This is a genomic window from Microbacterium sp. NPDC088619 (genome assembly GCF_044752825.1).
Lineage (GTDB): Bacteria > Actinomycetota > Actinomycetes > Actinomycetales > Microbacteriaceae > Microbacterium.
This window is the reverse complement of the sequence record NZ_JBIVLZ010000001.1, coordinates 977,349-1,000,803: the sequence shown is the minus strand read 5'-3', so window position 1 is coordinate 1,000,803 and position 23,455 is coordinate 977,349. Positions and strand designations below refer to the sequence as shown.

Annotated in this window: 21 protein-coding genes; 13 read left to right on the top strand and 8 right to left on the bottom strand. The window is 69.0% G+C overall.

The window, feature by feature from the left end; translation table 11 throughout:
• Window positions 1-28: 28 nt before the first annotated feature.
• The 3 genes from ACIP5T_RS05165 (at window position 29) to ACIP5T_RS05155 (ending at window position 4,963) form a co-directional block, all read left to right on the top strand.
• A complete protein-coding gene (locus ACIP5T_RS05165) occupies window positions 29-346 on the top strand; it encodes a WhiB family transcriptional regulator (protein WP_400861119.1) in 318 nt (105 codons plus the stop codon).
• A 139-nt stretch (window positions 347-485) separates the two neighbouring features.
• Window positions 486-3,584, top strand: a complete 3,099-nt coding sequence (locus ACIP5T_RS05160) for a glycosyltransferase (protein ID WP_400861117.1) — start codon at window positions 486-488, stop codon at window positions 3,582-3,584.
• Complete coding sequence (locus ACIP5T_RS05155) at window positions 3,581-4,963, top strand: DUF5719 family protein (protein ID WP_400861115.1); 1,383 nt, start codon at window positions 3,581-3,583, stop codon at window positions 4,961-4,963. The genes ACIP5T_RS05160 and ACIP5T_RS05155 overlap by 4 nt, the downstream gene beginning before the upstream one ends.
• Before the next feature lie 30 nt (window positions 4,964-4,993).
• Here the strand turns inward: ACIP5T_RS05155 and ACIP5T_RS05150 are convergent, their stop codons facing one another.
• Entirely contained in the window at window positions 4,994-5,335 is a 342-nt protein-coding gene (locus ACIP5T_RS05150) for a metallopeptidase family protein (RefSeq protein ID WP_400864608.1), read from the bottom strand.
• A 165-nt stretch (window positions 5,336-5,500) separates the two neighbouring features.
• Between ACIP5T_RS05150 and ACIP5T_RS05145 the strand changes: the two genes are divergently transcribed.
• The 4 genes from ACIP5T_RS05145 to ACIP5T_RS05130 all read left to right on the top strand — a co-directional run bounded on the left by ACIP5T_RS05145 (window position 5,501) and on the right by ACIP5T_RS05130 (window position 8,769).
• Window positions 5,501-5,707: a DUF3499 family protein gene (locus ACIP5T_RS05145; protein ID WP_400861114.1), complete on the top strand. Its 207-nt coding sequence runs from the start codon at window positions 5,501-5,503 to the stop codon at window positions 5,705-5,707.
• A 76-nt stretch (window positions 5,708-5,783) separates the two neighbouring features.
• Window positions 5,784-6,743: an efflux RND transporter periplasmic adaptor subunit gene (locus ACIP5T_RS05140; protein ID WP_400861113.1), complete on the top strand. Its 960-nt coding sequence runs from the start codon at window positions 5,784-5,786 to the stop codon at window positions 6,741-6,743.
• The gene (locus tag ACIP5T_RS05135) at window positions 6,740-7,558 is read left to right on the top strand and encodes an ABC transporter ATP-binding protein (protein ID WP_400861111.1); all 819 of its coding nucleotides are present in this window, start codon (window positions 6,740-6,742) and stop codon (window positions 7,556-7,558) included. Before ACIP5T_RS05140 ends, ACIP5T_RS05135 begins: the two co-directional genes overlap by 4 nt.
• Window positions 7,555-8,769 (top strand): ABC transporter permease, encoded by a 1,215-nt coding sequence (locus tag ACIP5T_RS05130; protein ID WP_400861109.1) that lies wholly within the window; start codon window positions 7,555-7,557, stop codon window positions 8,767-8,769. Before ACIP5T_RS05135 ends, ACIP5T_RS05130 begins: the two co-directional genes overlap by 4 nt.
• Window positions 8,770-8,802: 33 nt before the next feature.
• On the opposite strand, the gene ACIP5T_RS05125 is transcribed toward ACIP5T_RS05130, so the two are convergent.
• Complete coding sequence (locus tag ACIP5T_RS05125; protein WP_400861107.1) at window positions 8,803-9,612, bottom strand: RDD family protein; 810 nt, start codon at window positions 9,610-9,612, stop codon at window positions 8,803-8,805.
• A gap of 16 nt (window positions 9,613-9,628) precedes the next feature.
• On the opposite strand from ACIP5T_RS05125, the gene ACIP5T_RS05120 reads away from it, so the two are divergent.
• On the top strand, window positions 9,629-10,621 hold the full coding sequence (locus ACIP5T_RS05120; RefSeq protein WP_400864605.1) for a stage II sporulation protein M: 993 nt from the start codon (window positions 9,629-9,631) through the stop codon (window positions 10,619-10,621).
• 12 nt (window positions 10,622-10,633) lie between these two features.
• Here the strand turns inward: ACIP5T_RS05120 and ACIP5T_RS05115 are convergent, their stop codons facing one another.
• The 5 genes from ACIP5T_RS05115 to ACIP5T_RS05095 all read right to left on the bottom strand — a co-directional run bounded on the left by ACIP5T_RS05115 (window position 10,634) and on the right by ACIP5T_RS05095 (window position 16,292).
• The gene (locus tag ACIP5T_RS05115; protein WP_400861105.1) at window positions 10,634-11,941 is read right to left on the bottom strand and encodes a DUF58 domain-containing protein; all 1,308 of its coding nucleotides are present in this window, start codon (window positions 11,939-11,941) and stop codon (window positions 10,634-10,636) included.
• Window positions 11,942-12,865, bottom strand: a complete 924-nt coding sequence (locus ACIP5T_RS05110) for a MoxR family ATPase (protein ID WP_042542171.1) — start codon at window positions 12,863-12,865, stop codon at window positions 11,942-11,944.
• Between the two features lie 99 nt (window positions 12,866-12,964).
• Window positions 12,965-14,158, bottom strand: a complete 1,194-nt coding sequence (locus tag ACIP5T_RS05105) for a DUF4350 domain-containing protein (RefSeq protein ID WP_400861103.1) — start codon at window positions 14,156-14,158, stop codon at window positions 12,965-12,967.
• Window positions 14,155-14,796 (bottom strand): DUF4129 domain-containing protein, encoded by a 642-nt coding sequence (locus ACIP5T_RS05100; protein ID WP_400861102.1) that lies wholly within the window; start codon window positions 14,794-14,796, stop codon window positions 14,155-14,157. The genes ACIP5T_RS05105 and ACIP5T_RS05100 overlap by 4 nt, the downstream gene beginning before the upstream one ends.
• Window positions 14,793-16,292, bottom strand: coding sequence for a hypothetical protein (locus ACIP5T_RS05095; RefSeq protein ID WP_400861101.1), 1,500 nt, complete (start codon window positions 16,290-16,292; stop codon window positions 14,793-14,795). Before ACIP5T_RS05095 ends, ACIP5T_RS05100 begins: the two co-directional genes overlap by 4 nt.
• Window positions 16,293-16,387: 95 nt before the next feature.
• Between ACIP5T_RS05095 and mtrA the strand changes: the two genes are divergently transcribed.
• The 5 genes from mtrA (at window position 16,388) to hpf (ending at window position 22,019) form a co-directional block, all read left to right on the top strand.
• Window positions 16,388-17,068 carry an MtrAB system response regulator MtrA gene (mtrA, locus tag ACIP5T_RS05090; RefSeq protein WP_400861099.1) on the top strand — a complete coding sequence of 227 codons (681 nt, stop codon included), beginning with the start codon at window positions 16,388-16,390 and terminating at the stop codon, window positions 17,066-17,068.
• A gap of 7 nt (window positions 17,069-17,075) precedes the next feature.
• Complete coding sequence (mtrB, locus tag ACIP5T_RS05085) at window positions 17,076-18,752, top strand: MtrAB system histidine kinase MtrB (protein WP_400861097.1); 1,677 nt, start codon at window positions 17,076-17,078, stop codon at window positions 18,750-18,752.
• Window positions 18,749-20,467, top strand: a complete 1,719-nt coding sequence (locus ACIP5T_RS05080; RefSeq protein ID WP_400861095.1) for a GerMN domain-containing protein — start codon at window positions 18,749-18,751, stop codon at window positions 20,465-20,467. Before mtrB ends, ACIP5T_RS05080 begins: the two co-directional genes overlap by 4 nt.
• A 108-nt stretch (window positions 20,468-20,575) precedes the next feature.
• The gene (locus tag ACIP5T_RS05075) at window positions 20,576-21,268 is read left to right on the top strand and encodes a ComF family protein (RefSeq protein ID WP_400861093.1); all 693 of its coding nucleotides are present in this window, start codon (window positions 20,576-20,578) and stop codon (window positions 21,266-21,268) included.
• 94 nt (window positions 21,269-21,362) lie between these two features.
• Window positions 21,363-22,019 (top strand): ribosome hibernation-promoting factor, HPF/YfiA family, encoded by a 657-nt coding sequence (hpf, locus tag ACIP5T_RS05070; protein ID WP_400861092.1) that lies wholly within the window; start codon window positions 21,363-21,365, stop codon window positions 22,017-22,019.
• 65 nt (window positions 22,020-22,084) lie between these two features.
• On the opposite strand, the gene ACIP5T_RS05065 is transcribed toward hpf, so the two are convergent.
• Window positions 22,085-23,422, bottom strand: a complete 1,338-nt coding sequence (locus tag ACIP5T_RS05065) for a hypothetical protein (RefSeq protein ID WP_400861090.1) — start codon at window positions 23,420-23,422, stop codon at window positions 22,085-22,087.
• Window positions 23,423-23,455 lie beyond the last annotated feature (33 nt).

The following is a 23,455-nucleotide window of genomic DNA, read 5'->3' as shown; positions in this document are numbered from 1 at the left end:
GGGCGGAATTTAGGGGTTGGAGAGCGAGATGACGGGTTACCGTTCAGACGTACCGGAGAACTGGTTCGTCGATCCGATCAACCTCGGTGTCCCCGGGGTTCGGAAGGTCGAGACCGACGACGAGAACGCTCTGGCATGGCAGAGCGATGCGCTCTGCTCGCAGACCGATCCTGAGGCGTTCTTCCCTGAGAAGGGCGGATCCACTCGTGACGCGAAGCGGATCTGCACGTCGTGCGATGTGCGTGGCGAATGCCTCGAATACGCGCTCAACAACGACGAGCGCTTCGGAATCTGGGGCGGCCTCTCCGAGCGCGAGCGCCGCAAGCTCAAGCGTCGCGCGAGCTGAGACCCCATCGTCGGCATCGCGTGTGCCGTACCCGCGCTTCGTGCCGCTCCCGAGGACCACATCCGATCCTCATGGCTTCGCGGCCACGCCGCAGCAGGTATGCCCCGCAGCTCTGAGGCGCGCATAGGCTGACCAGGTCATGCCAGCCCGAGTTCATGCAATCATCGTCGCGCGCCCCGGTTCTTCCGCCCGCGCGCAGCTGCTCCGCACACTCGATGCGTTGCGCTCCCAGACCACACCCCCCGCCGCGATCACGCTCGTGATGTGCGGCGATGCAGCCTCTGCCCGCGAGAGCGAGGCCATCGCGAGCGCCGTCGAAGGCATCATCCAGACGCGCGGCAGCACATCGTTCGCCGACGCGGTCGAGCTGGCCAGACCCCGCATCCTCGAGGGCAGTGCTGTCTGGCTGCTCGCGCACGACACGGCACCTCACCAGCGCGCTCTCGAGCGCCTGGTCGGCACGCTCGAGCGCTCGCCGTCTGCGGCGATCGTGGCGCCGAAGCTCGTGCATACCGACAACGACCGCGAGATCGTCTCGCTCGGGGTCAGCATGACGACCCTCGGACGTGCTGTCGAGCTGGCCGCCGGTGAGCTGGACCAGGGACAGCACGATGGCAGCGACGACGCTCTGGGCGCCGACATCCGCGGCATGCTGATCCGCGGCGAGGTCCGCGATGCGCTGCGACCGGATCCGGCCCTCGCGGGAGCCGACCAGGGGCTCGACCTCGGAGTCCGCGCCCGACTCGGCGGCGGACGCGTCGTGCTCGCGCCGTCGGCGAGAGTGTCGGTCTCGCCCGACGGACCCGGCGCGCTGCCGACCGCGCGAGGTCGGCGCGCGTTCGCGACCAGACTCGCGCAGCTGCACCGCAGACTCGCCTACGCCCCGGCGATCGCCGTGCCGCTGCACTGGCTGAGTCTCCTTCCGCTTGCCCTCTGGCGCTCGATGACCGATCTGATCGGCAAGCGGCCCGAAGCGGTCGCTCCCGAGTGGGCAGCGGCAGTCACGGCGATGTTCCGCTTCGGCGCGATCGCCCGATCTCGCGCGCGGATCCGCTCGTTCCGGACATCGAGCTGGTCGAGCATCGCACCGTTGCGTGTGAGCAGCTCCGACCTGCGTCGACGGCTCGACGACGGTCACGGCAGCGAGGGCGGATCCGCCAGCGAGCTGCGGTTCTTCTCCGGCGGCGGCGCCTGGGCGGTGCTCGGCGCACTCGTGGTCAGCCTCGCGACCTTCACCACGATCCTCGCGTGGCCGGTGCTGGGCGGCGGTGCTCTGCTTCCGCTGCGCGAGACGGTCGGAGCCCTCTGGAGCGATGCCGCCTGGGGGCTTCGGGGCCTCGGGGTCGACGTCGTGGGCCCGGCCGATCCGTTCGCCGCGGTGCTCGCAGTGCTCGGGTCGCTCTGGCCGGGCGCCCCGTCGTTCTCCCTCGTGCTCCTCTGGGTGCTGGCGCTGCCGCTTGCCGTGCTCGGCGGCTGGTTCGCCGCCACCCGTGTCACGGATCGTGCGGGACTGCGCATCTTCGCCGGCATCGTGTGGGCGCTCGCGCCCACCTTCCTGACCGCCCTGATCGACGGTCGTCCGGCCGGCGTGCTGGTGCACCTCCTCCTGCCGTGGCTGTTCCACGCCGCTGCGGTGGCCCATCGTTCGTGGGGTGCGGCAGGTGCCGCCTCGATCCTCTTCGCCGCGGTCGCGGCGTGTGCACCGTCTCTGGCCCCGGCGCTCCTTCTGCTGTGGGTCATCGCGCTCGGCATCACTCTCGCAGGCGCCCGGATCCGCGGGGCCATCCGCCTGCTCTGGGTGCCGGTTCCTGCTGTCGTCCTCTTCGCTCCGCTCGTGCTCTGGCAGCTCCGACACGGAGACATCATCGCTGTTCTCGCGGATCCCGGCTCGGTCTGGAGCGGGCCGCAGGCGGCAGCCGATGCGGCAGGCAGACTCGCCCTGGCCACGGGATTCCCGTCCGGAGACATGGCCGGATGGGTCTCCCGGGTCGACCTCGACCTTGCGCCGTGGGCGGGTGCGCTGCTCGCCCCGCTGGCGCTTCTCGCTCTCGGATCGTCGGTCGCTCCGCGCTGGCGAGCGGGCATCACGCTTCTGGTCGTCGCACTCTCGGGCATCGCCACCGCATTCCTCGCGGTCGGCGTCGCCGTGTCCTTCGCCCAGGGCGCGCCCGTCGCGATCTGGCCGGGCTCCGGTCTCAGCCTGGCCTGGATCGGAGTCACGGGCGCCGCTCTCGTGACTCTCGACACGGCGTTGTCGATGCCGCGGGTGAGGGTCCTGAGCGCGGCGGTCGCCGGGCTCTCGATCGCGGTATGCGCGGTTCCTGCGCTCGCGGCATTCCACACGGATCTCTCCGAGCTTCGCGAGGGGCCCGCGTCGACCCTGCCGGCGTACGTCGCCGCACAAGCAGGAGCGGATCGCGAGATCGGCACGCTCGTGCTCACGCCCCAGAACGACGGAGGGCTTGCGACCGAGGTCGCGTGGGGCGCAAGCGAGACGCTGAGCGCACAGACGACGATTCTCTCGACAGCGACCGAGCTGCGCGGTTCCGACCTCACCACGCTGGCGGTCGACCTGCTCTCGGCGCGGGATTTCGATGCGGCCGATGAACTGGGCAAGACGGGGATCTCCTATGTCCTCGTCGCGCAGGTCTCGGGCGAGGAGTCCGATCGTGCCCGCTCTCTGCGTACTGCGGCCGTGACGTCGCTCGACCAGCGGGCGGGGTTCGTCCAGGCCGGTTCCACCGATCGCGGTGTGCTCTATCGGCTCGAGGCCGACGCGTCGCCGCGTGCCCCGCTCTCGTCGGCTGAGCAGGCGACTGCGCGCTTCGTGATCACGATCCAGCTCGCGCTCGTTCTCGCCGCGCTGCTGCTGTCCGTGCCGACGCGTGCATCGCGACGAGCGGCACGTGCCAGGTCGCGCATCGTCGGACGCGCGCCCGAAGAGCCGATCGTTCTTCCGCGACACCCCGAGGACCGCGAGGACTCCGAGGGCCGCGATGCCCCTCGCACGTCGACGGGGGACGCTCAGGTCCTTGAGGCTGCGGGAACGACCGGCGTCGGCTCCTCAGACGCCGCCGAGCTCGGTTCCCCTGAGCACGACATATCGAGCGGAATGCAGGAGCGTGCCGACACCGACATCGACACCGATGCCGATGTCGTGAATGGCTATGAAGGCGACGCGGGCGCGACGGACCAGGCCGACGAACACCCCGAAGACGACGAGAGGCAGCGACGATGACCGGCAACCGCGCATTCCGGGTGGCGGCCACCGGCGCTCGAGTCCTGACCGGCGCAGTCGTCGCCGGAGCGTGCGTCGTCGGCGTCGCCTTCGGCATCACGGCGCCGTGGCCGACAGTCGTGCACCAGCCTGCTCAGGCGCAGGTCACGCCTCTTCCCGGCGACACGGTGCTCGTGTGCAACGGAGATATGCGCGCCGTCGGACGCGATCCCTCCAATCCTCTCGAGATGGTGTCGGCGGCTTCTCCCCAGCTGACGGTGGAGGGTTCGTCGGGACGACCGGAGTCGACCCCTCTGAGCGCGAGGGACCTCGCCGACGGCGGATCCGCGCAGCGCCTCGTCGGCGCCGTCGAAGGACGCCAGGCTCCGCTGCTCGGCGCCACGGAGTCCGCCAGCCTCGCAGAGGCGGATCTGTCCGGTCTCGCCGCCGCTCCGTGTCGCCCTGCCGGCCTCGAGTCGTGGCTCGTGGGCGGGACTGTCGCCACCGGGACCGAGGACCTCGTCGTTCTCACGAATCCGGGCGTCGTGCCCTCCACCGTGTCACTCGGCGTGTACGGCTCAGTGCGGGCGTCGAGCACCGTGATCGTCCCCGCGGAGTCGCAGATCGCCCTCCCGCTGACATCGATCGCCGCCGGATCGGACTTCCCGATCGTCAAGGTGGAGGCGACGGGTGCACCGGTGCGAGCCGTGCTGCAGTCCTCGCTCACCCGCACGCTCGACCCTGCGGGCATCGATCTGCAGGATGCGGTTCCCGCGGCGCAGCGTGAGCCGGTGCTTCCCGGTATCGAGGTCTTCGAGAATCAGGGCGACAACGCCGACATGGCGGTCCTGCGTCTGATGTCGCCCGAGGTCGATTCCCAGGCAGTGGTGAAGGTCAGCGAGGTCGGATCATCGACGGTCTCCGAGGAGTTCACCGTCCCGCTCACCGCGGACGTGCCGACGGAGCTCTCGCTGTCGGCGCTCTCGCCGGGGAGCTACACGATGAGCATCGAATCCGACAACCCGGTGCTCGCCGGCGTGCGACAGCAGGACGTCGCCGGCCCGAAGGACGATTTCGCCTGGGTCACGTCGGCCCCGGAGCTCGAGGACGATGTCTACGTGGCTGTGCCTGCGGGGCCGAGCCCCCGCGTGGTGCTCGCCAACCGCGAGGAGTCCGACGCGACGGTGCAGCTCGCTCCCACCGCGGGGGGAGATCCGATCGAGGTCACCGTGCCCGCCGGCTCGTCGGCATCGGTCGATGTCAAGCCGCGCACGGTCTACGCGATGTCGACGTCGGCACCCGTGCATGCATCCGTCGCGATGAGTGCGGCCGGTGAGCTGGCGGTGTGGCCGGTGTGGCCCGCGACGGGGGCTCAGCAGAGCATCACCGTCTATCCGTGACGAGTCCGCCGGTGAGCGGACTCTCCGATCTCAGTGGTCGTGACCGCCGAGATCCCACGGTTCGCGGCCGACGTACTCCGCCGCAGCCCTGAAGACGGCGCTCTCGATAGCCATCCTCCGGTGAGCGCCGTCGTCATGCCCGGGTGGCAGGAGCCGCTCGATCGGAAGCCGGAAGAGCACGATCCGCGCTTTGTCATGGTCGAGGTGCCAACGGGGCACTTCGTCCGTCGCATCGAACGCCGGCATCGCACCGATCTCGAACCGCACCTCCTGCAGCTCCGGCCACGTGCCGCGGAGGAACTCCACCGCAGTGCCGACGGTCAGATCGAATCGGTCGATGCGCCCGTCGAGAGGAGCCAGGGGAGGACGCACGACCTCACTGCGTCCGAGTCGTCCGTGCCGTCCGTGCCTGGCCCCGCGTCGGGGTGCTTCGGAGGTGCGGGGACGGCGGGGCATAGCGAAAGTCTAGGCCGAGTCTGTGGGCCAGGGCGGCGCGGCATCCGCTCGTCGGGAGAACCTGGACGTAGCCTGGCGTGAATGGACGGAAGACTCTGCTCGAAGGTCGGCTGCGCGCGTGAAGCCGTGGCGACGCTCACCTACGATTACGGCGACCAGATGGCGGCGTTGGGGCCGTTGGGCATGGCGCGGCATCCCCATGCTCACGATCTGTGCGCGCAGCACGCGGAGCGGCTCTCCGTGCCTGCGGGATGGCTCGTGGTTCGTCACGAGGCGCTTCGCGCCTGAGTTCTTCACTTCGTTGGATGAGACACGCCGCCCGGTCGCGGTGAGTCCTCGACGCATCCGGCTACGCTGACCGCGGATGCGCCAGGGCGGCGCCGCCGGAAAGGCCGCTGTGATCGTCTGGCGACGCTGGATCTTCCCCCTTCTGCTCGTGCTCGTCTTCGGGGCGTGCGCCGCAGCTCTCGTGAAGATCGCGTTCTTCCCTGACAGCAGCGAGGCGATGGTCAGCCCCGAGTCGTCGATCGGAGACCCGATCATCCCGGTCGAGCGAGGCTCTGTCGTGAACGCGCTCACTCTGAGCGGCAATGTCGCTCGCGACGACTCCTTCCCGGTGCGCACCGAGGTCACCGGCACGGTCGTCGCTGTGCACGTGCCGGAGGGAGCGACGGTCGCGGCCGGTCAGAAGCTCTTCACGATCAGACAGGACGAACCGAAGAAGGATGTGGATGTGCTGGCGTCCGAGGCGGGTGACGTCTCGGAGATCGCTCTGGTGAAGGGGCAGGTGACGTCCGCGGGCACCGAGATCTTCACGCTCACGCCGGCGCGCTACCACCTGCTGGCGACGGTGGAGCCTGTGCAGCTGTACCGCCTGGTGAACGCACCGTCCGAGGCGTCGGTGACCATCACCGGCGGACCGGCGCCGTTCGCCTGCACGGGAGTGCGAGTGCAGGTGAGTGCGGAGGGCACGGCGAGCGTCAGATGCTCCGTCCCCGGGGACCAGGTCGTCTTCGCAGGTTTGCCGGCGACGATGGATCTCGCGCTCGGACAGGTCGATGACGCCCTGGTGGTCCCGGTCACGGCTGTGCAGGGCGGTGCCGGCACGGGCAATGTGTGGGTCGATGCCGGCGACGGTGCCGAACCCGAAGAGCGCGCTGTCGAGCTCGGCGTGAGTGACGGAGCGATGGTCGAGGTGGTCTCCGGTCTCGAGGAGGGCGAGTCGATCAGGCAGTTCGTTCCCGGATTCGTCGCGCCGGTCGAAGAGTTCTGCTACGAGATCGAGCCCGGCGTCGAGCAGTGCGACAGTGGGATGAGCTGGTGACGCTCGTCGCGCTCAACGATGTGACCAAGAGCGTGAGACTCGCAGACGACTCGGAACTCGAGATCCTGCGGGGGATCTCGCTGGAGGTGAGTGCCGGAGACCACGTCTCGATCGTCGGCAGGTCGGGCTCGGGCAAGTCCACGCTGCTCAACATCCTCGGTATGCTCGATTCCCCGACAACCGGGTCCGTGTCCTTCGAAGACCGCGAAGTGCGGCGAATGCGCTCTGGGCGGCTGGACAGGCTGCGCGGGGACAACGTCGGCTTCGTCTTCCAGCAGTTCAATCTGCTGCCCGGGCGGACGGCACTCGACAACGTGATGATGCCCCTCGGCCATGCGCGGGGTCGGATGTTCTGGAACAGGAGGCAGATCGCCGCCGACATGCTCGAGCGGGTCGGCCTCGGCCATCGCATCGAGCAGATCGCCGACCGGCTCTCCGGAGGTGAGCAGCAGCGGGTCGCGATAGCGAGGGCGCTCGTGCGTCGACCTGTGCTGATCCTCGCGGATGAGCCGACCGGGGCTCTCGACATCGACACGGGCGCATCGGTCATGTCGTTGCTCGACGAGGTGGCCACCGAGACCGATGCCGCACTCGTGACGATCACTCACGACCTTCACGTGGCCGCCCGTGCCCGGCGGCATTACCGGCTCGACGCCGGAGTGCTCGAGACGGCCGATCTCAGTCGCGCATTCGAGGCCTCCACTCTCGCTGCCTCCGTCCCGTCCGCCGCGTCTGCGGACTCGGGAGCGTCCGCACCGGCTGCGATGCCGGCCATGCCGGCGATGCCGTCCTCACGTCGCGGAGCAGCGTCGTGACCGGCATCCTCGGTGCGCTCTCGGACGCCTGGTCAGAGATCCGCGTGCACAAGCTGCGGGTGCTGCTCAGTCTGATCGGCATCGCGGTCTCTGTGGCGGCTCTCACCGGGGTCGTGGCCATCTCCGAGTATCAACGCCAGTTCCAAGCCGAGCAGTCGGATCGGTGGGGCGGTCGGGCGGCGACCCTGGTCGTCGCGATCAGCAGCGACGACGGCACGCCGGTCGACTTCGACGCCTTCGACGAACGATTCACACGGGTCACCGACCGATTCGAGTTCAGTCATACCGCGAGGATCGCGCAGGGCATGGTCGTCCCCGTGCAGCTCCCTGACGGCATCGTCGACGTGAACTCGCGATTGATCGACCCGCTCTATTCGCAGATCCATCGCGAGCAGCTGCTCGAAGGACGCTGGATGCGCGATGCCGATGCCGAGGCTCTGTCGCCGCCCGTCGTGATCACCGAGGCTCTGTGGGACCGCATCGGGCGGACACCCGTCGCTCAGCACCCGACCCTGACACTCGCCGGGCCGGCCGGGGGCACCTACCAGGTCGTGGGAGTCGTGCCTCGTCAGGGTTTCGGCGATGAGGAGCTCCGCGTCGACATCCTCTACGACGCATATCGTGCTCGCGTCGACGCCCTGCCGGAGGGCGCATGGCCGCAGTACGAGATCTGGCTCGGGCAGGGGCAGGTCGACGAGATCGCACCGGTGCTCGCGATGGATCTGCGGGCAGGGCTTCCGGAAGGGCAGACCGTGTCTGTCAGCCGTTCTGACTGGGCGGCCCAACCCGGGGCTCTCGATGCGCAGGCGACGTTCGAGATGGTCACCGGAGGCATCGCCGCGGTGATCCTCGCCCTCGGAGCGCTGAGCCTGATCAACATCCAGCTGGTCGCGATGCGGCAGCGGGTGCGTGAGATCGGCGTGCGCCGTGCGTTCGGCGCGACGTCGGGCCGGGTCTTCTTCTCGGTGTTCCTCGAGAGCCTCGTCGCGACCACGGTGGCCGGCCTCGTCGGCATCGCGATCGTGGTCGCGGTGCTCCGCTCCGACTGGGTGGTGACTTCGCTCTTCTACGGCATCCAGGACATCCCCCCGTTCCCGATGCGCGCGGCTTTCGTCGGTCTGGCTGCGTCGATCCTGGTGGGAGCGGTCGCCGGCTTCATCCCTGCGCTGGTCGCGCTGCGCGTCAAGGTGATCGACGCGATCCGCTTCTGACGTGCGCCGGGCGGAGTCCGGACGAAGGCGCGGTCAGACGCCGACGCGACGACCGGTGAGCTTCTCCGCCCGGCGATCGGCGTTCTGCAGGGCGCGGCGCTCCCGCTCGCGCCGGAGCACGGTGATGCCGATGAGCGCGACCTCGGGTGCAGCAGGGGGCGGAGGCGAGACGAACGGCGATGCCTCGGCGAGCAGATCCTGCGCCACCTTCGCCCGGGCGGCCGGCACCATTCGCGGAGCGCTCTGCAGGAACTGCGAGATGCGCCGTGCTAGTCGGTCAGGAAGGCGGGCCACATCGGCGATCTGCGCCCAGCCAGCGAGCATCGGCGGCAGTACGGGGACGCTGGGGATCAGCTTCGGCGTGCGCACGCGCTGGCTGTAGGTGCCGGCGACCATGTCTCCGAGGCGTTGCGATCGGGCGCTGAACGCTCCGGCGAGCACCGCGACGCTGCCCAGCGTCATGTAGATCTCCAGAACGCCGAGGAGTGCTCGGATGAACGCGTGGCGGAATCCGGTCGCGCCCCCGTCGATGCGAACGATGCGACCGCCCACCGCGAGTTTGCCGAGGCTGCGGCCCTTCAGTGCGACCTCCATCGTGATCGGCAGGACCACGAAGCTGATCACGATCGAGGCGATGAGCGCGATCGTGTCGGTCGCCTGGTCGAGAACGCCGATGTCGAGCAGCCAGATCCGCAGGAAGAGGGTGAGGAGGAAGACGGCGAGGCCGACCAGAAGGTCGATGATCGCCCCCGCGGCGCGCAGGAGGAAGCCGATCGGCTGCACGTCGATCGCGACGGCTTCGCCGGAGAGGACCTCGTCGGATGCATCGAGCGCGGCGGACATGAGTACAGTAAATCAGGTGGATGCCGATGCGTTGACAGATGCGCGCCGCGCCGAGTGGGAGCGACTCGAGCAGTTGAGCCGCGCCCGACTCGACGGTGCGGGCGTCGACGAGCTGATCGTCCGGTACCGCGCGGCGTCCGCTGATCTCGCCGAGCTCAAGACCTCGGTGGGCGAATCGCCACAGGGCGCGTATCTCTCGACGATCCTCGTGCGCGCGCGGCTGCGACTCACCGGCGCGTCCGACAACATCCTCACCCAGACCGGCCGCTTCTTCTCCCTGCAGCTGCCCGCTGCCCTCTACCGGCTGCGCTGGACGACGCTCGTGGTCGCCGTGTCGTTCATCGCGATCGTGGTCGGCACCGCCGCATGGATCTCGGCAGACCCGGCGCTCCTGGCCACTCTCGGCCCGCCCGACCTACTCGAGCAGTACGCGGACGAGAGCTTCACCGGCTACTACACCGAGAACCCCGCGGCGGTGTTCATGGGCATGGTCTGGTGGAACAACGCCTGGATCGCGCTGCAGTGTGTCCTGTTCGGCATCACCGGGCTCTGGCCCATCAACGTCCTCGTGCAGAATGCGATGGGTCTCGGGGTATCCGGTGCCGTCATGGCCGCGCACGATCAGGTCGACGTGATGATCCTCTACATCCTCCCGCATGGCCTTCTCGAGATGACATCGATCTTCGTCGCCGCGGCCGGTGGACTCCATCTCTTCTGGTCGTGGGTCGCGCCGGGGCACCGTTCGAGAGGAGAGTCGCTCGCCGCCGAGGGGCGTTCGCTCGCGACGGTGGCGATCGGACTCGTCTTCTCGCTGTTCGTCTCGGGCCTGATCGAGGGTTTCGTGACCGGGTGGGCTCTGCCCTGGCCCGTCAAGATCGGCATCGGCGTCGCTGCGCTCGCCGCGTTCCTGATCTACATGCTCGTCATCGGCGGGCGCGCCTACCGCCGGGGCGAGACCGGAGACCTCGTCGAATACGAGGCGGGGACTCCGAGGCTCCTGGCCGGCTGACGCCTCAGCGGGTCACAGTCGCCCGGCGGCCTTCAGTTCGAGGTATCGGTCGGCGATTCTCGGCGGCAGGGCCTCGGGGTCGGCGGCGATGGCCTCTCCGCCGGCGCGGCGCACCGCGTCGGCCACGTTTTCCGCATCGCGCATGGTGCGTTCGGCAGCGGCCGCGAGGTAGATCTCCTCGCGCGAGCCGCGTTGCGCCGCGAGATCAGCGATGCCGTCGTCGGTGACGGAGCCGACGAGGATGGAGGTCGCCCTGCTCGCGTCGGGAAAGGCTCCGAGGAATCCGCGGGCCGACTCGGCGGCGTCCTGCGCCGTCAGCACCACGATCAGCGCGGGGCGGGTCGTCAGGGTGCGAACCGCGGCGAAAGCGCCTGGCCAGTCTGTGTCGACCAGGCGAGCGTGCACCGGGGCCATCGCGTCCGTGAGGGCGGGGAGCAGCGCGGTCCCGTCGACACCGGTGACGCGGGCCCGCACGACGCGGTCGTACATGAGCAGATGCACGTGATCGCCCGCGCGTGCGGCGAGTGCGGCGAGCAGAAGGGATGCCTCGAGGGCGGCGTCGACCCGCGTTCCATCCCCGACCCGTGCAGCGGCGGTGCGTCCCGTATCGATGATGATCACGACGTGGCGGTCGCGCTCGGGCCGCCAGGTCCTCAGCATCGTGGTTCCGGCCCGCGCGGTCGCGCGCCAGTCGATGGACCGCACGTCGTCGCCCCGGACGTACTCGCGGAGCGAGTCGAACTCGGTTCCCTGGCCGCGCACCTGGATGCTCGTGTTGCCGTCCAGTTCGCGCAGCCGTGCGAGCCGTGACGGCAGGTGCTTGCGCGAGGCGAAGGCAGGGAGCACCCGGATCGTTCCGCGAACCCGGTGGCTGGCCTGCCGTCCGGCGAGACCGAGCGGACCGAGCGACCGGATCATCACGAACTCGCTCGCGAGCTCACCTCGACGCCGGGGCAGCAGCGGCACGGAGACGCGTCGCCGTTCACCCGGTGGCACGCTGAGGCGCTGGCGTTCCTCGCCCGCTCCGGCCGTCGGCTGCCATGCGTCGCGGATCACCGCGTGCAGGGTGCGGGTGCCCTGATTCTGCAGCGCGACGCTGACGGGAACCGGTTCACCGATCCGAGCGCGGGTCGGCACGCGTCTCGTGACGATGACGGAGCGCGGATTCGGTGCGAGCAGTACGTCGACCACCAGCAGCAGCACGCACAACAGCACCCAGATGCCCAGTGCGGCGTAAGGCGGGAACTCCGCGAGTCCGGCGAGGACGAGCGGAACGATGCCGACGGCGACGGCGAGTGCGAGACGGCCGGTGACGAACACCTAGATCGGCACCCTGGTCTGCTGCACGACGGACGTGAGCACGGCATCCGCCGACACGCCTTCCATCTGCGCATCCGGGCGCAGCTGCAGTCGGTGCCGCCAGACCGGAACGAGCATGGTCTGCACGTGATCAGGGGTGACCGCGGTGGACGCGTTGAGCCACGCCCATGCCTTCGCGGCGGCCAACAGACCCGTCGAAGCGCGAGGACTCGCGCCGAGCTCGACCGAGGGCGACTGCCGAGTGGCTCTCGCGAGATCCACGACGTAGCCGAGGACATCGTCGGTGACCTCGACACGACCGGCTGCGTCCTGAGCCGCCCGGATCTCGTCGGCGGAGACGGTCGCCTCGACGCCCGTCAGCTCGCGCGGCGAGAAGCCCGATGCATGCTTGCGGAGCACCGACACCTCGGCATCCCGCTCGGGCATCCCCACCACCAGCTTCATCAGGAAGCGGTCGAGCTGCGCCTCCGGAAGCGAGTAGGTGCCCTCGTGCTCGATCGGGTTCTGCGTCGCAGCGACGAGGAACGGATCCGGGAGCGGTCGGCTGACGCCGTCGGCGGACACCTGTCGCTCCTCCATCGCCTCCAGCAGGGCGGCCTGCGTCTTCGGGGGCGTGCGGTTGATCTCGTCGGCGAGCAGGATGTTCGTGAACACCGGCCCTGCACGGAAGTCGAACTCTCCCGTCCGGGCGTCGTACACGAGCGAACCGGTGACGTCTCCGGGCATGAGGTCGGGGGTGAACTGCACGCGCTTCGTGTCGAGGCCCAGCGCACGCGCGAACGAGCGTACGACGAGCGTCTTCGCCACCCCGGGCACGCCCTCGAGGAGCACGTGGCCTCGCGCGAGAAGCGACACCAGCAGGCCGGTCACGGTGCCCGCCTGTCCGACGACGGCCTTGTCGACCTCCGTGCGCACACGGTGCATGGCCTGACGCAGTTCGGCGTCGTTGTATGTCTCAGCGGTCACGTGGTGTCCTCGGCTTCCGTTCGGATGGATGGACGGCGGTTCGATGGGATCGACGGATCATTCGGGTCTCCGTTCCGTGAAGGAGGAGGCGTCGACGGCGCTCTCGAGCTCCTGCAGTCGACGAGCGAGATCGATCAGCGATGGATCGTCCGCGGGCGCCGCGCCCCCGAGGAGGTCGTGCAGAGATCCACGGGGGATGAGGAGCCGGTCGGCTGCGGCATCCGCGACCTCCTCGGCGCCCGCGGTGACAGCGAGTCCGAGCCGGCGTGCGAGCCGGCGCCTGCTGCCGTCACGGATCGCGTCCGCCGCGTGCGCGGCGTCACCTGCCTTCGCGGTCAAGCGTGCCCGTCCATGCATCGTCTCCGAGGCGCGGACGGTCACCGGAAGGGTCTCGGCGACGAGTGGTCCGAAACGCTGACCGCGCCACAGAGCCGCCGTGACGCCGGCGATCATGAGCAGCAGGATGGCGGGTGTCACCCATCCAGGGGTGAGCGAGCCGAGCGTGTCATCGGTCTCGCCTTCGATGTCGGTGTCGCTGAAGCTCGGCACGTACCAGACGACCCGGTCGGTCTGACCGAGCAGCGCGAGCGCGAGGGCTGCGTTTCCGTCCTCGGCCAGGTACGCGTTGCTGAAGAGACGCGCGCCCTCGACGACGACATGCGTCGTGCCGTCGGCCTCGTCGATGAGCACGGCCGCTGCGTCGGTCGCACCGAAGCAGCCCTCGACACCGTCGCCGGGCGTGAACAGCCGGTCAGGGCGGATGGTTCCGACATCCGCGAACTCCGGAGCGTCGCACTCGGCCTGCACCGGAGTCGAATCCGGTGCGGCGTTGTCGCCGATGCGCAGAAGGTTCAACAGATGCGTGCTGCTCGAGAGGAACACGACTCGGTCAGCTGGTTCGATCAGCTCGGCGATCGCGTCGTCGGAGAGCGTGTAGGGATTGGCCATCACGAGGGTGGCGTCGTCATCGAGCGCGGCTCGCGCCTCATTCCGGGAGCGGAAGACCGAGACCTCGACGCCGTTGTCCTCGAGGATCTGGGAGATGGCCATCGCTCCCGAATCGCCCACGCTCTCAGGGTCGAGTGACCCACGCTGATCGGGCATGCGCACACCGACCTGGATCGCGACGAAGACGCCGCCGAGCACGAGCGCCGCGACGACCGCCCACCCGAGCAGGGATCGCGACCGTCTGCCGCGAGGTGCGCGTTCAGCCGTCGACGCCGCGGCGCCGTGGTCCTCGAGAACGCTCACGCCGACACCGCCTCTGGACGCAGTGCGCTGAGGCGGTCGTCCGTCGCGGCGAGCTCGGCATAGCGCTCAGCGGTCGCCGGATGCCGGAGATAGCGCACGTCGTCGAAGGAGACCGCGGCCTGGCTGATCGCAATCGTCTCCGCAGGGAACACGGCCGAAACCTCACGTGCGATCGCCTGCGCCGTCGCTCCCGGGGCGGGATCGATGAGGTCGCGCTCGAGGAGTCCCCTGGCGAGCGCACGGAATCGCAGGATCGTCGCCTCGTCCCAATCTCCTCCCCGGGCGCAGCGATCGGCATCGGCCCGCAGCTGAGCGGCCGAGCGGTCATCGTCCGCACCGAGCAGGCCGCTCCCGGGGCGACGGATCGCCTGGGCGCGGCGCGGGCGGCCCCAGATGATGAGCGCCGCCACGAGAGCGCCGAAGACGATGACGCTCACGATGATCAGGGCAGAGGGGCCCACACTGGCGCCGTTGTCGGAGCTGAACAGGTCGGCGAGGAACCGTCCGATGTCGCGCGCGACGAGGTCGAACCAGGTCGGCTTGGCGTCGGCGTAGCGCGGATCGGAGAGCTCCTGCTCGGCCCACTGCCTCGCATCGTCTCCGTCAGGGACCCGCACATCGTCGAGCGAGCGGATCATGCAGATCCTTCGCTGCCTGTTCCCGGCGCGGCCCAGGTCGACTCGTCGGGCGATGCCGGGGGAGCAGCAGGAACCGGGGGAGCAACGGGAGGGGGCGGGTCAGCGGGCACGACGGAGCCCCCGCCGGCCTGCTGTGGCGGCATCGGTTTAGCCGCAGGCGCGTACGGAGGCTGGGCGGGAGGCTGGGCCGGGTACTGCTGCGCGGGGTACGTCTGGGCCGGGTACTGCTGCGCGGGGTACTGCTCGCCCGGGTACGGCTGGGCGTAGGGCGGCTGTGCGGGGTACTGCTGCCCGGCGTATTGCTGGCCCGGGTACGGCTGCGCCGGGTACCCCGAACCGGTGTACGGCTGGCCCTGGTACTGCTGCATCTCATAGCCGGCGGGTGTCATCGCGACCCATTCCGGAACCTGCTTGGGTGGCGGCGCACTCGACACGGCGCGCTCGGGGTCGATGACGAACGGATCGCCGAGCTGCTCGTCCGTCCACCCGAGGTCGCGTCTCTCGACGTGGCTGATCAGCGTCTGGTCGAGACCCTCGTACCGCATCCGGCTGTCGAGATACACCAGGGTGCCCGCGGTGCTCTGGACCACGAGGGTGATGGCCTGCAGAACCAGCAGCAGGATCTGCGGGGCGAGGAGAGCGAAGACGAATCCCATGATCGTCGCGGTGTCGGCAGATCCGGTCGGGGCGATGACCGACCCGAGCATCGAACTCAGCAGGGAGACGGGCAGGCTCACGAGCTGCATCGCCACGCCCATCATGGCGCCGATGAGGAAGGTGACTCCCCAGGCGATCCAGAAGCGGCCGCGGGTGAGGCGCCATGATCGCACGAGCGCATCGCGGAACTTCGCGCGCTCCAGAACGAGGATCGACGGCACCAGGAGCAGCTTGGTCGTGAGCCAGACCGTGAGCGGGACTGTGGCGAGCAGCAGGACCAGGACGAGGATGACGATGCCACCGATGGCCTCGACCGAACCGCCGAGCCCGCTCGCGATGAAGCCGGTGATGATGACGAAGAGGATCACGATCACGCCGAAGATGAAGATGACCGAGAGCGACGCGAACGCCGCGAGCCGCCAGAACGACGGGATCATCTTGCGCCAGAGAGTCTTGAGGCTCGCCTTCACCCCGATCGCGGCGAAGCCGATCTCGGCGGCGACGACTCCCTGCATCAGAGCGGTGAACGCGACGGACGCGAGACCGACGGCGATGCCGGCGACGATGTTCATGGCGATGGTGCCGGCGAACACGGCCTCGAAGTCCGGAGACGAGGGAGAGAGCGACTCGAGCCGCGTGAAGGTCGTGACGAACACGAAGCCCATCACCGTGGCGCTCAGCACGACGACCGCCAGCTGGATCACCACTCCGAAGCCGAAGAGGACCTTGGGGTTGTGCCGCAGCGCGACGAACGACTTGCTCAGCAGCATCCCGAACGTCAGCGGATGCAGGGGGATGATGCCCTTCTTCGGGGCAGGGGTCCACGTCTGGCCGCTCACCGGCACTCCCTCCGTCGTGCGCTCCCATCGTGTCACATGACCCGTCGGCGCGTAGACATGGGGGCCGTGGTACTGAGTGCCATAAGGTAACAGTTATGACCTCACGCATTCTTGTGGTCGACGACGACACCGCGCTCGCCGAGATGATCGGCATCGTGCTGCGCACCGAGGGCTTCGAGCCGGTGTTCTGCGCCGACGGTGCGCGGGCGGTCGATGAGTGGCGCACACAGCGCCCTGACCTCGTGCTGCTCGACCTGATGCTGCCAGGCATGGATGGAATCGAGATCTGCACGCGGATCCGCGCCGAGTCCGGAGTCCCCGTCATCATGCTCACCGCCCGCAGCGACACCGCCGACGTGGTTCGAGGCCTCGAGGTGGGAGCTGACGACTACATAGTCAAGCCCTTCAACCCGAAGGAGCTCGTCGCCCGGATCCGAACGCGGCTCAGGCCCACGTCGCAGAACGTGGGGGAGCAGCTGCGAGTGGGGGACCTCACGGTCGACGTCGACGCCCACGAGGTTCGTCGCGGAACGGCTCCGATCGCGCTGACACCCCTGGAGTTCCAGCTGCTCGTCGCCCTGGCATCCAAGCCGCAGCAGGTGTTCTCGCGAGAGATGCTGCTCGAGCAGGTGTGGGGCTATCACTACAAGGCCGACACGCGGCTGGTGAACGTGCACGTGCAGCGTCTGCGGGCGAAGGTCGAGCTCGACCCCGACAACCCCAAGATCGTGATGACGGTGCGGGGCGTCGGCTACCGTGCCGGGGGCGCGGGCTAGGCCGACCATGGCCGCGACCACAGCGACCACCACGGCGGTCGCTGTCATCCGCGACTGGCGTGGTTGGCCGACCGTCCTACGAGCGCTGTGGCGCAGTTCCCTGCGGTTCCGAACGCTGACGATCACGCTGCTGCTGACGTCGACGGCGATCCTGATCACCTGCGTCACCATGGCGCTCGTGATCCAGAACGATCTGTTCGAGTCGCGCAAGAACGAGGCGCTCGACGACGCCGCGCGCTCGGTCAATCAAGCTCAGGCGACTCTCGACGCCACTGCGCTCGGCGACGATCCGGCAGCACTGCCGGAGCTGTGGGACAGCGTGCAGGAGGACCTCGGGCGCAACTCGACGGCCGAAGGCCTCGCCGGATTCCGCATGGAGGTCGACCCTGACGTCCCGCTCAACGGCTTCACCGCCGGCCTGAGCGACAATCTGATCACCTCGGGCCTCAGGAATCGAGTGGTCGAGTTCGACGACTGGCAGTCCTGGCAATCCGTGTCGCTCGAGGTCGGGGGACGATCGGTTCCCGGGATCATCGTGGGGCAGCAGCTGCGGGTGCCGGAGGCGGGGCCGTTCGAGATCTACTTCGCATACGACCTGGCGGATGCCGACAACACCCTCACGTTCGTGCAGCGCACCCTCTGGGTCGCCGGGATCGGGCTCGTGGCGATCGTCGCCGCGATCTCCTTCATCGTCCTCCGCACGGTGTCCACGCCGATCGTCGAGGCCGCGGAGACCAGCGCGCGTCTGGCATCGGGCGACCTCGCGGTGCGCATCGACGTGCACGGAGAAGACGAGATCGCGACGCTCGGGCGCTCCTTCAACGCCATGGCTGACAGCATCGAATCCCAGATCAAGGAACTCGGCGAACTCTCTCTCGTGCAGCAGCGCTTCGTGTCGGACGTGTCGCATGAGCTGCGCACTCCGCTGACCACGATCCGCCTCGCTGCCGACATGCTGAACGATCAGCGGGGGGAGTTCGACCCGACGACCGCGCGCACCACTGAGCTTCTGCACACGCAGGTGCAGCGGTTCGAGACTCTGCTGTCGGATCTGCTCGAGATCAGCCGCTATGACGCAGGATCCGTCCAGCTCGAACTCGAGGCGACGAGCCTCGCGCACCTCGCCGAGGACATCATCGAGCAGATGAAGCCTCTCGCCGATGATCGGGGCAGCGAGCTGAGGCTCGTCGCGCCCGGCGGGTACTCGCCGGTGGACATGGATCCGCGGCGAGTGCGACGGGTGCTGCGCAATCTGATCGGCAATGCGATCGAGCACGGTGAGGGCAGGCCGATCGTCGTCACCGTGGACAGCAACCAGCACGCTGTGGCCGCCGGCGTCCGCGACTTCGGTCTCGGCATGGACCCGGCCGATGCAGAGCGGGTGTTCGACAGGTTCTGGCGCGCGGACCCCTCTCGCCAGCGCACGCTCGGAGGCACGGGGCTCGGGCTGTCGATCGCGCTCGGCGACGCGACTCTGCACGGTGGCTCACTCGCCGTCTGGTCTGAGCTCGGGGTCGGCACGAACTTCGTCCTGACTCTGCCTCGCAGGGGGGACGCGACGGATGGCCCCTCGCCCATCCCGGTCGAGCCGCAGAACTCTCGCGCGGACATCGATGACGCCACGCAGCCGATCCAGCTCGCCGACGTGCCGGCCGAGCTCTTCGATCGAGGGAGCATCGAATGACGACCACGACGCGGCGCGCGCTGCGCGGACTCGCGATCACGGCCGCTGTGCTCATCCTGTCTGCATGCACAGGTCTACCGACGAGCGGAGATGCGCAACCGGGCAAGCCCCTCGGCTCCTCTCCCGAGGGGCAGGACTTCCTCCCTCTGGCGTCAGGCCCGGTGGACGGCGCAGGACCGGCCGCGATCGTCGAGGGCTTCGTGGAGGCGGCGATCACGCCCGCGGACAACTGGGCCACGGCTCGGAGCTTCCTCACCCCCGATCTCGCCTCGACCTGGCGTCCGAACACCGGAGTGTCGATCGATGTGAGCTCCGCGACCCGCTCGTTCACCTCGAACATCGATGACGACGACGACGTCGATGACGGCGACACGGCCGACGTGCGCGTCTCCTTCGACCAGGTCGCCAGCGTCGACGCGACCGGAGCGTACTCTGAGGCGTTCGGTGCGTCGAACTCGGCCTTCGTGGTCGAGCTCACGGACGGCCAGTGGCGCATCTCCGAAGCTCCCGATGGAGTGGTGATCGATGAGTCGAGGTTCTCGCGTGTGTATGACGATTACGCACTGCAGTACTTCGACCAGAGCTGGGAACGGCTCGTCCCCGATGTGCGCTGGTTCCCCCGACGCGCCACGGTGGCCACGACCATCGCGCAGTCGCTGATCGGCGGTGCACCGAGCCCGTGGCTCGATCCCGCGGTGCAGAGCGCGTTCCCGCAGGAGGTGCAGCTCGCACGCGACTCCGTCCCGATCGATCCGGATCAGATCGCGGATGTCGCACTGAACCGCGCCGCGCTCGGACTCGATCCGACGACTCTCGCGCGCATGCGCACTCAGCTGCAGGCGACCCTCGCGGCCGCGGGGGTGCAGATCGACCAGGTGCGCTTCACCGTCGACGGACGCGCGTTGGAAGCCGGGGTCGTCGAAGTCGTGACCGACAAGGCGGATGCGGGCAGCCTCGTGATGAAGGACGGGACGTTCGGGATGCTGGTGGGCGGCGAGATCACCCCGATCCCCGGCGTCACGGATCAGATTCTCAACGCGGGTCAGCCCGTCACGGCGATCGACGTGTCGATCGACAGCTCCCACGCGGCGGTGCAGCTGATCGACGGTCACGTGTGGCTCGCCGGAGAAGGCGGCTTCGACGAACTGGATGCGCGCCCCTCACTGGTGCGGCCGTCCATGGACCCCTACGACTACACGTGGTCGGTGCCGTCGAACGCGCCGGCGGCGCTGCAGGCGATCGGCAGCGATGTCGCTCCGCAGGCCATCGCGGGCGCGTGGCCCGAAGCATCGTCGGTCTCCGCCATCCGCGTGTCGGCCGACGGCGCGAGGGTGGCTGCCGCAGTCGTGATCGGCGGCGAGCGCTGGATCGTCGTCTCCTCGGTGATCCGCGACGAGACGGGATTGCCGACCGAACTGGGGCCGACCGAACCGCTGGCGCAGCTCGACGGAAGCGCCGTGGGTATCGTCTGGCTGGGCGCAGACCGTCTGGGCCTGCTGACCGACCCCGCCGACCGGATGGTCGTCACGCAGGTCGTCGGAGGGCCGGGGACGGCCGAAGTCGCGCCGACGGATGCGGTGTCGATAGCGGGCTCGCGAGCCACGACCGGTCTTCGGGTTCTGGGTGCTGACGGCGCCGTGTTCGCTCGGACGGGGTCGGCATGGAGCGAGTCGATCACCGGAGTCTCGCTGCTCGCCACCAGGGCGGGTCACTGAGCGCGACTGCCTCTGCACGACGAGCCGGCGAGGACTGAGCGTTCACAGCGGATGAGATGCGCAACGGCCCTCGGCCGAAGCGCGCGACGCGTGCGACAGGATCGACGGATGCTGTCGCATCCTCTCGTCCGCGCCGTCGGCGTCGAGGTGCTCGCTCTCCTGCTGGCGGCGACCTGCGCGGGTTGCGACCGACCAGAGACGCTGCTGTGCGACGCATGCCGGCAGGGGATCCGGTCCGCGCCGCTCGTGCGACGCACGCCCGGCGGTCTCCTCGTCAGCGCCGCCATGCCGTTCGAGTCGATCGCAGCTCGATGCATCCGCAGGCTCAAGGATGACGGCGAGACGTTGCTCGCGCGTCCGCTCGGAGCAGCGTTGGGCGGGGTGCTTGCCGGCGTCGTCGCAGCACAGGGCGAGGCCGATGCGCCGGTGCGCCTGGTGCCCATCCCGACATCGCGGAGTGCGTTCAGACGACGGGGATACCGCGTGCCCGAACTGCTGATCCGACGGGCGGGGTCGGTGCCCGATCGCCTGCTGGCGCCACGGGGGCGACGCGCGGATCAGCGCGGACTCGATTCGGCCGGCAGAGCGGAGAACGCACGGGGGAGCATGCGATCGCGATCGGTGATCGGGGGCGGAGTCGTCGTGCTCGTCGACGACGTCGTGACCACCGGAGCCACTCTCGATGAAGCGGCACGCACGCTGAGAGATGCCGGCTTCCGAGTCGTGTCGGCGGTCGCGCTCGCCGCGACACTCCGTCTCGGCGAACGGAATGCGAACGCATCGGAGACACGCAGCAAATGACCCGTGACATCCGAGGTCAGGCGGACTACCGTTGGGGGTCACAAGGCGACCACGGTCCGCCCTTGGCCGGGAGGACCGGGACAAGGAGGCAGCAATGGAAACGAGCATCGTTGGCGTCGGGGTGGGTATCACCGATCGATTCCGAACCGTTGTCGAAGAGAAGATCGCCAAGATCCAGACGTTCGCGTCCCGTGCGCAACGGCTGGATGTCAAGGTCACCCACCGGGTGTACCGCAACGGTCATGTGCCGGACGAGACCGTCGAACTGACGCTCGTCAGCAAGGGTCCTGTCGTGCGCGCCGAGGCCACGGACGGAGACAAGTTCGTCGCACTCGACATGGCCGTCGACAAGATGGCCGAACAGCTTCGTCGAGCCAAGGAGAAGCGAGTCGACGGGCGCCAGCACCCGCGTGGGGCGCACTTCGAGAAAGAGAGCGGTGCGCTGGAGGGCATCGATGTCCAGCCCGCGTCCGTGGAGGTGCTTCGCGCAGTCGCAACGGGCGCAGTGCCGATCCAGAACGAGGACGACGAGGTCTACTCGCCGGTGGTGATCCGCACCAAGAACTTCGGCGCGGAATGGATGACCGTCGAAGAGGCGGTCGACCGGATGGAGCTGGTCGGGCACGACTTCTTCCTGTTCGTCGATGTGCGCACCGATCACCCGAGCGTCGTCTACCGACGCAAGGGCTGGGACTACGGTGTGATCGCCCTGGAGACCCAGGCTCCGCCCACCGAGGCGCTCGCCTCCTGAGGCTGACATGACAACGGCCCGGTTCCAGAAGGAACCGGGCCGTTGTCGTGTGTGCGTGGCGCAGGTCAGTCGAAAATCCCGTCGAGGATGCTCCCGATGACGAGACCTCCCAGAATCCCGGAGGCGACGTCGCTGCCTCCGCCGCGTCGGCCGCCGCCGCTCCAGCCGCCACCGCCCCAGCCGTCTCCGCCGCCCCAGCCCTGATCCTGCGGTCGCGACGAATCGATGTCACGCTGAGCGAGCTGCAGTGCTTCGGAGGCGAGGTGCGCGACGCGCCGAGCGCTGACGAGCGCCTCGTCGCGGGTCTCTTCCGCCGGCAGCAGTGCCGACAGGTCGGCGCGCAGCCGTTCCGCCTCGGCGAGGCGAGTGCGGGCATCCGCGCCGATCCAGCCCCGGTGCCCGGCGATGAGTCCGCGGGCGACGCCGAGCTGACGATCCGCGTCGTCGATCGCGTGCTGCACCTGCTGGATGCTGGGCAGCGGGTGTGCTTCCCGGTGGCGGGCGGTGGCGATCGCGTCGTCGAGGGCGGTGTTCGCCTCGCGCAATTGCGAGAGCTCGGCGAAGGGGTCTCCCGGAGAACCGGCGGGCGACAGTGCGCTGAGGGCGTCCTGCAGGGCCGAGACCGCCGCAGTGACAGCGGGCACCTGCGGAGCGGTCCGAGCTGCGATGAGGTCGTTCCGGGAGTCCGCGACGACCTCGGCGAGTGTCGACTCGGCGCGCAGCGCCTCGATCTCGAAATCCTCTACGGCATCGAGCAGAGCGGATGCGCGCCGCGTCGCCTCGGTGGCGGTCTCGAGGGCGAGGTTCGCCTCCTCGTTCTGCTTCGCTGCGCGACGACGCTCCGAGACGGCGGCGCCATGAGTGGCGAACGCGATCAGCTGCTCGGCTTCGGCCGCGCTGGCCGTGATCTGGTGCATCGCCGAATCCGAATAGCGCGAGGAGAGGCGGGCGACGGTCTCATTGGTGTGCGGGATCCGCGCGCTGAGCGTCTCGGCATCCGCTCGGACCTGGGCGATGACCTCCGGTGCGCGACGCACCTTCGAGATCGATGTCGCGAGGTCCGAAGTCTTCTCGTCGAGCAGATCCTGCGCCCAATCGCACAGCTGCATGATCCGCGCGTTGCGGGTGCGGAGCTCTTCGGGAGTGTCAGGGATCTCGTCGTGGTTGAGCTGGTTGAGCTGAAAAGCCTCGCGCAGATGAGTGCGCACAGCGCTCAGTGCCTTCTTCAGGTCTCGAGTCAGCTGTTCGCCGAGCTCGGCCTCCGCGAACGCCAACTCGTCGGAGGTGCTCCTGATGCGCTCGTCAGCAGCGACGAGTGCCTGCTCTGCGCGGCGAGCCAGGTCGGCGTCCTGTGCGGCCAGCTGTTCCTGCTCGCGCTTGCGTCTGCCCCATATTCCAGCCATAGGACTGATCCTAGTTTCCCGGGCCGCACCACT

Coding starts and splice junctions, on each gene's coding strand:
- ACIP5T_RS05140 (WP_400861113.1), top strand. CDS start 5,784: ATGCGCCAGGGCGGCGCCGCCGGAAAGGCCGCTGTGATCGTCTGGCGA.
- ACIP5T_RS05125 (WP_400861107.1), bottom strand. CDS start 9,612: ATGTCCGCCGCGCTCGATGCATCCGACGAGGTCCTCTCCGGCGAAGCC.
- ACIP5T_RS05065 (WP_400861090.1), bottom strand. CDS start 23,422: ATGGCTGGAATATGGGGCAGACGCAAGCGCGAGCAGGAACAGCTGGCC.
- ACIP5T_RS05160 (WP_400861117.1), top strand. CDS start 486: ATGCCAGCCCGAGTTCATGCAATCATCGTCGCGCGCCCCGGTTCTTCC.
- mtrA (WP_400861099.1), top strand. CDS start 16,388: ATGACCTCACGCATTCTTGTGGTCGACGACGACACCGCGCTCGCCGAG.
- hpf (WP_400861092.1), top strand. CDS start 21,363: ATGGAAACGAGCATCGTTGGCGTCGGGGTGGGTATCACCGATCGATTC.
- ACIP5T_RS05075 (WP_400861093.1), top strand. CDS start 20,576: ATGCTGTCGCATCCTCTCGTCCGCGCCGTCGGCGTCGAGGTGCTCGCT.
- ACIP5T_RS05110 (WP_042542171.1), bottom strand. CDS start 12,865: ATGCACCGTGTGCGCACGGAGGTCGACAAGGCCGTCGTCGGACAGGCG.
- ACIP5T_RS05165 (WP_400861119.1), top strand. CDS start 29: ATGACGGGTTACCGTTCAGACGTACCGGAGAACTGGTTCGTCGATCCG.
- ACIP5T_RS05100 (WP_400861102.1), bottom strand. CDS start 14,796: ATGATCCGCTCGCTCGACGATGTGCGGGTCCCTGACGGAGACGATGCG.
- ACIP5T_RS05080 (WP_400861095.1), top strand. CDS start 18,749: ATGACGACCACGACGCGGCGCGCGCTGCGCGGACTCGCGATCACGGCC.
- mtrB (WP_400861097.1), top strand. CDS start 17,076: ATGGCCGCGACCACAGCGACCACCACGGCGGTCGCTGTCATCCGCGAC.
- ACIP5T_RS05155 (WP_400861115.1), top strand. CDS start 3,581: ATGACCGGCAACCGCGCATTCCGGGTGGCGGCCACCGGCGCTCGAGTC.
- ACIP5T_RS05145 (WP_400861114.1), top strand. CDS start 5,501: ATGGACGGAAGACTCTGCTCGAAGGTCGGCTGCGCGCGTGAAGCCGTG.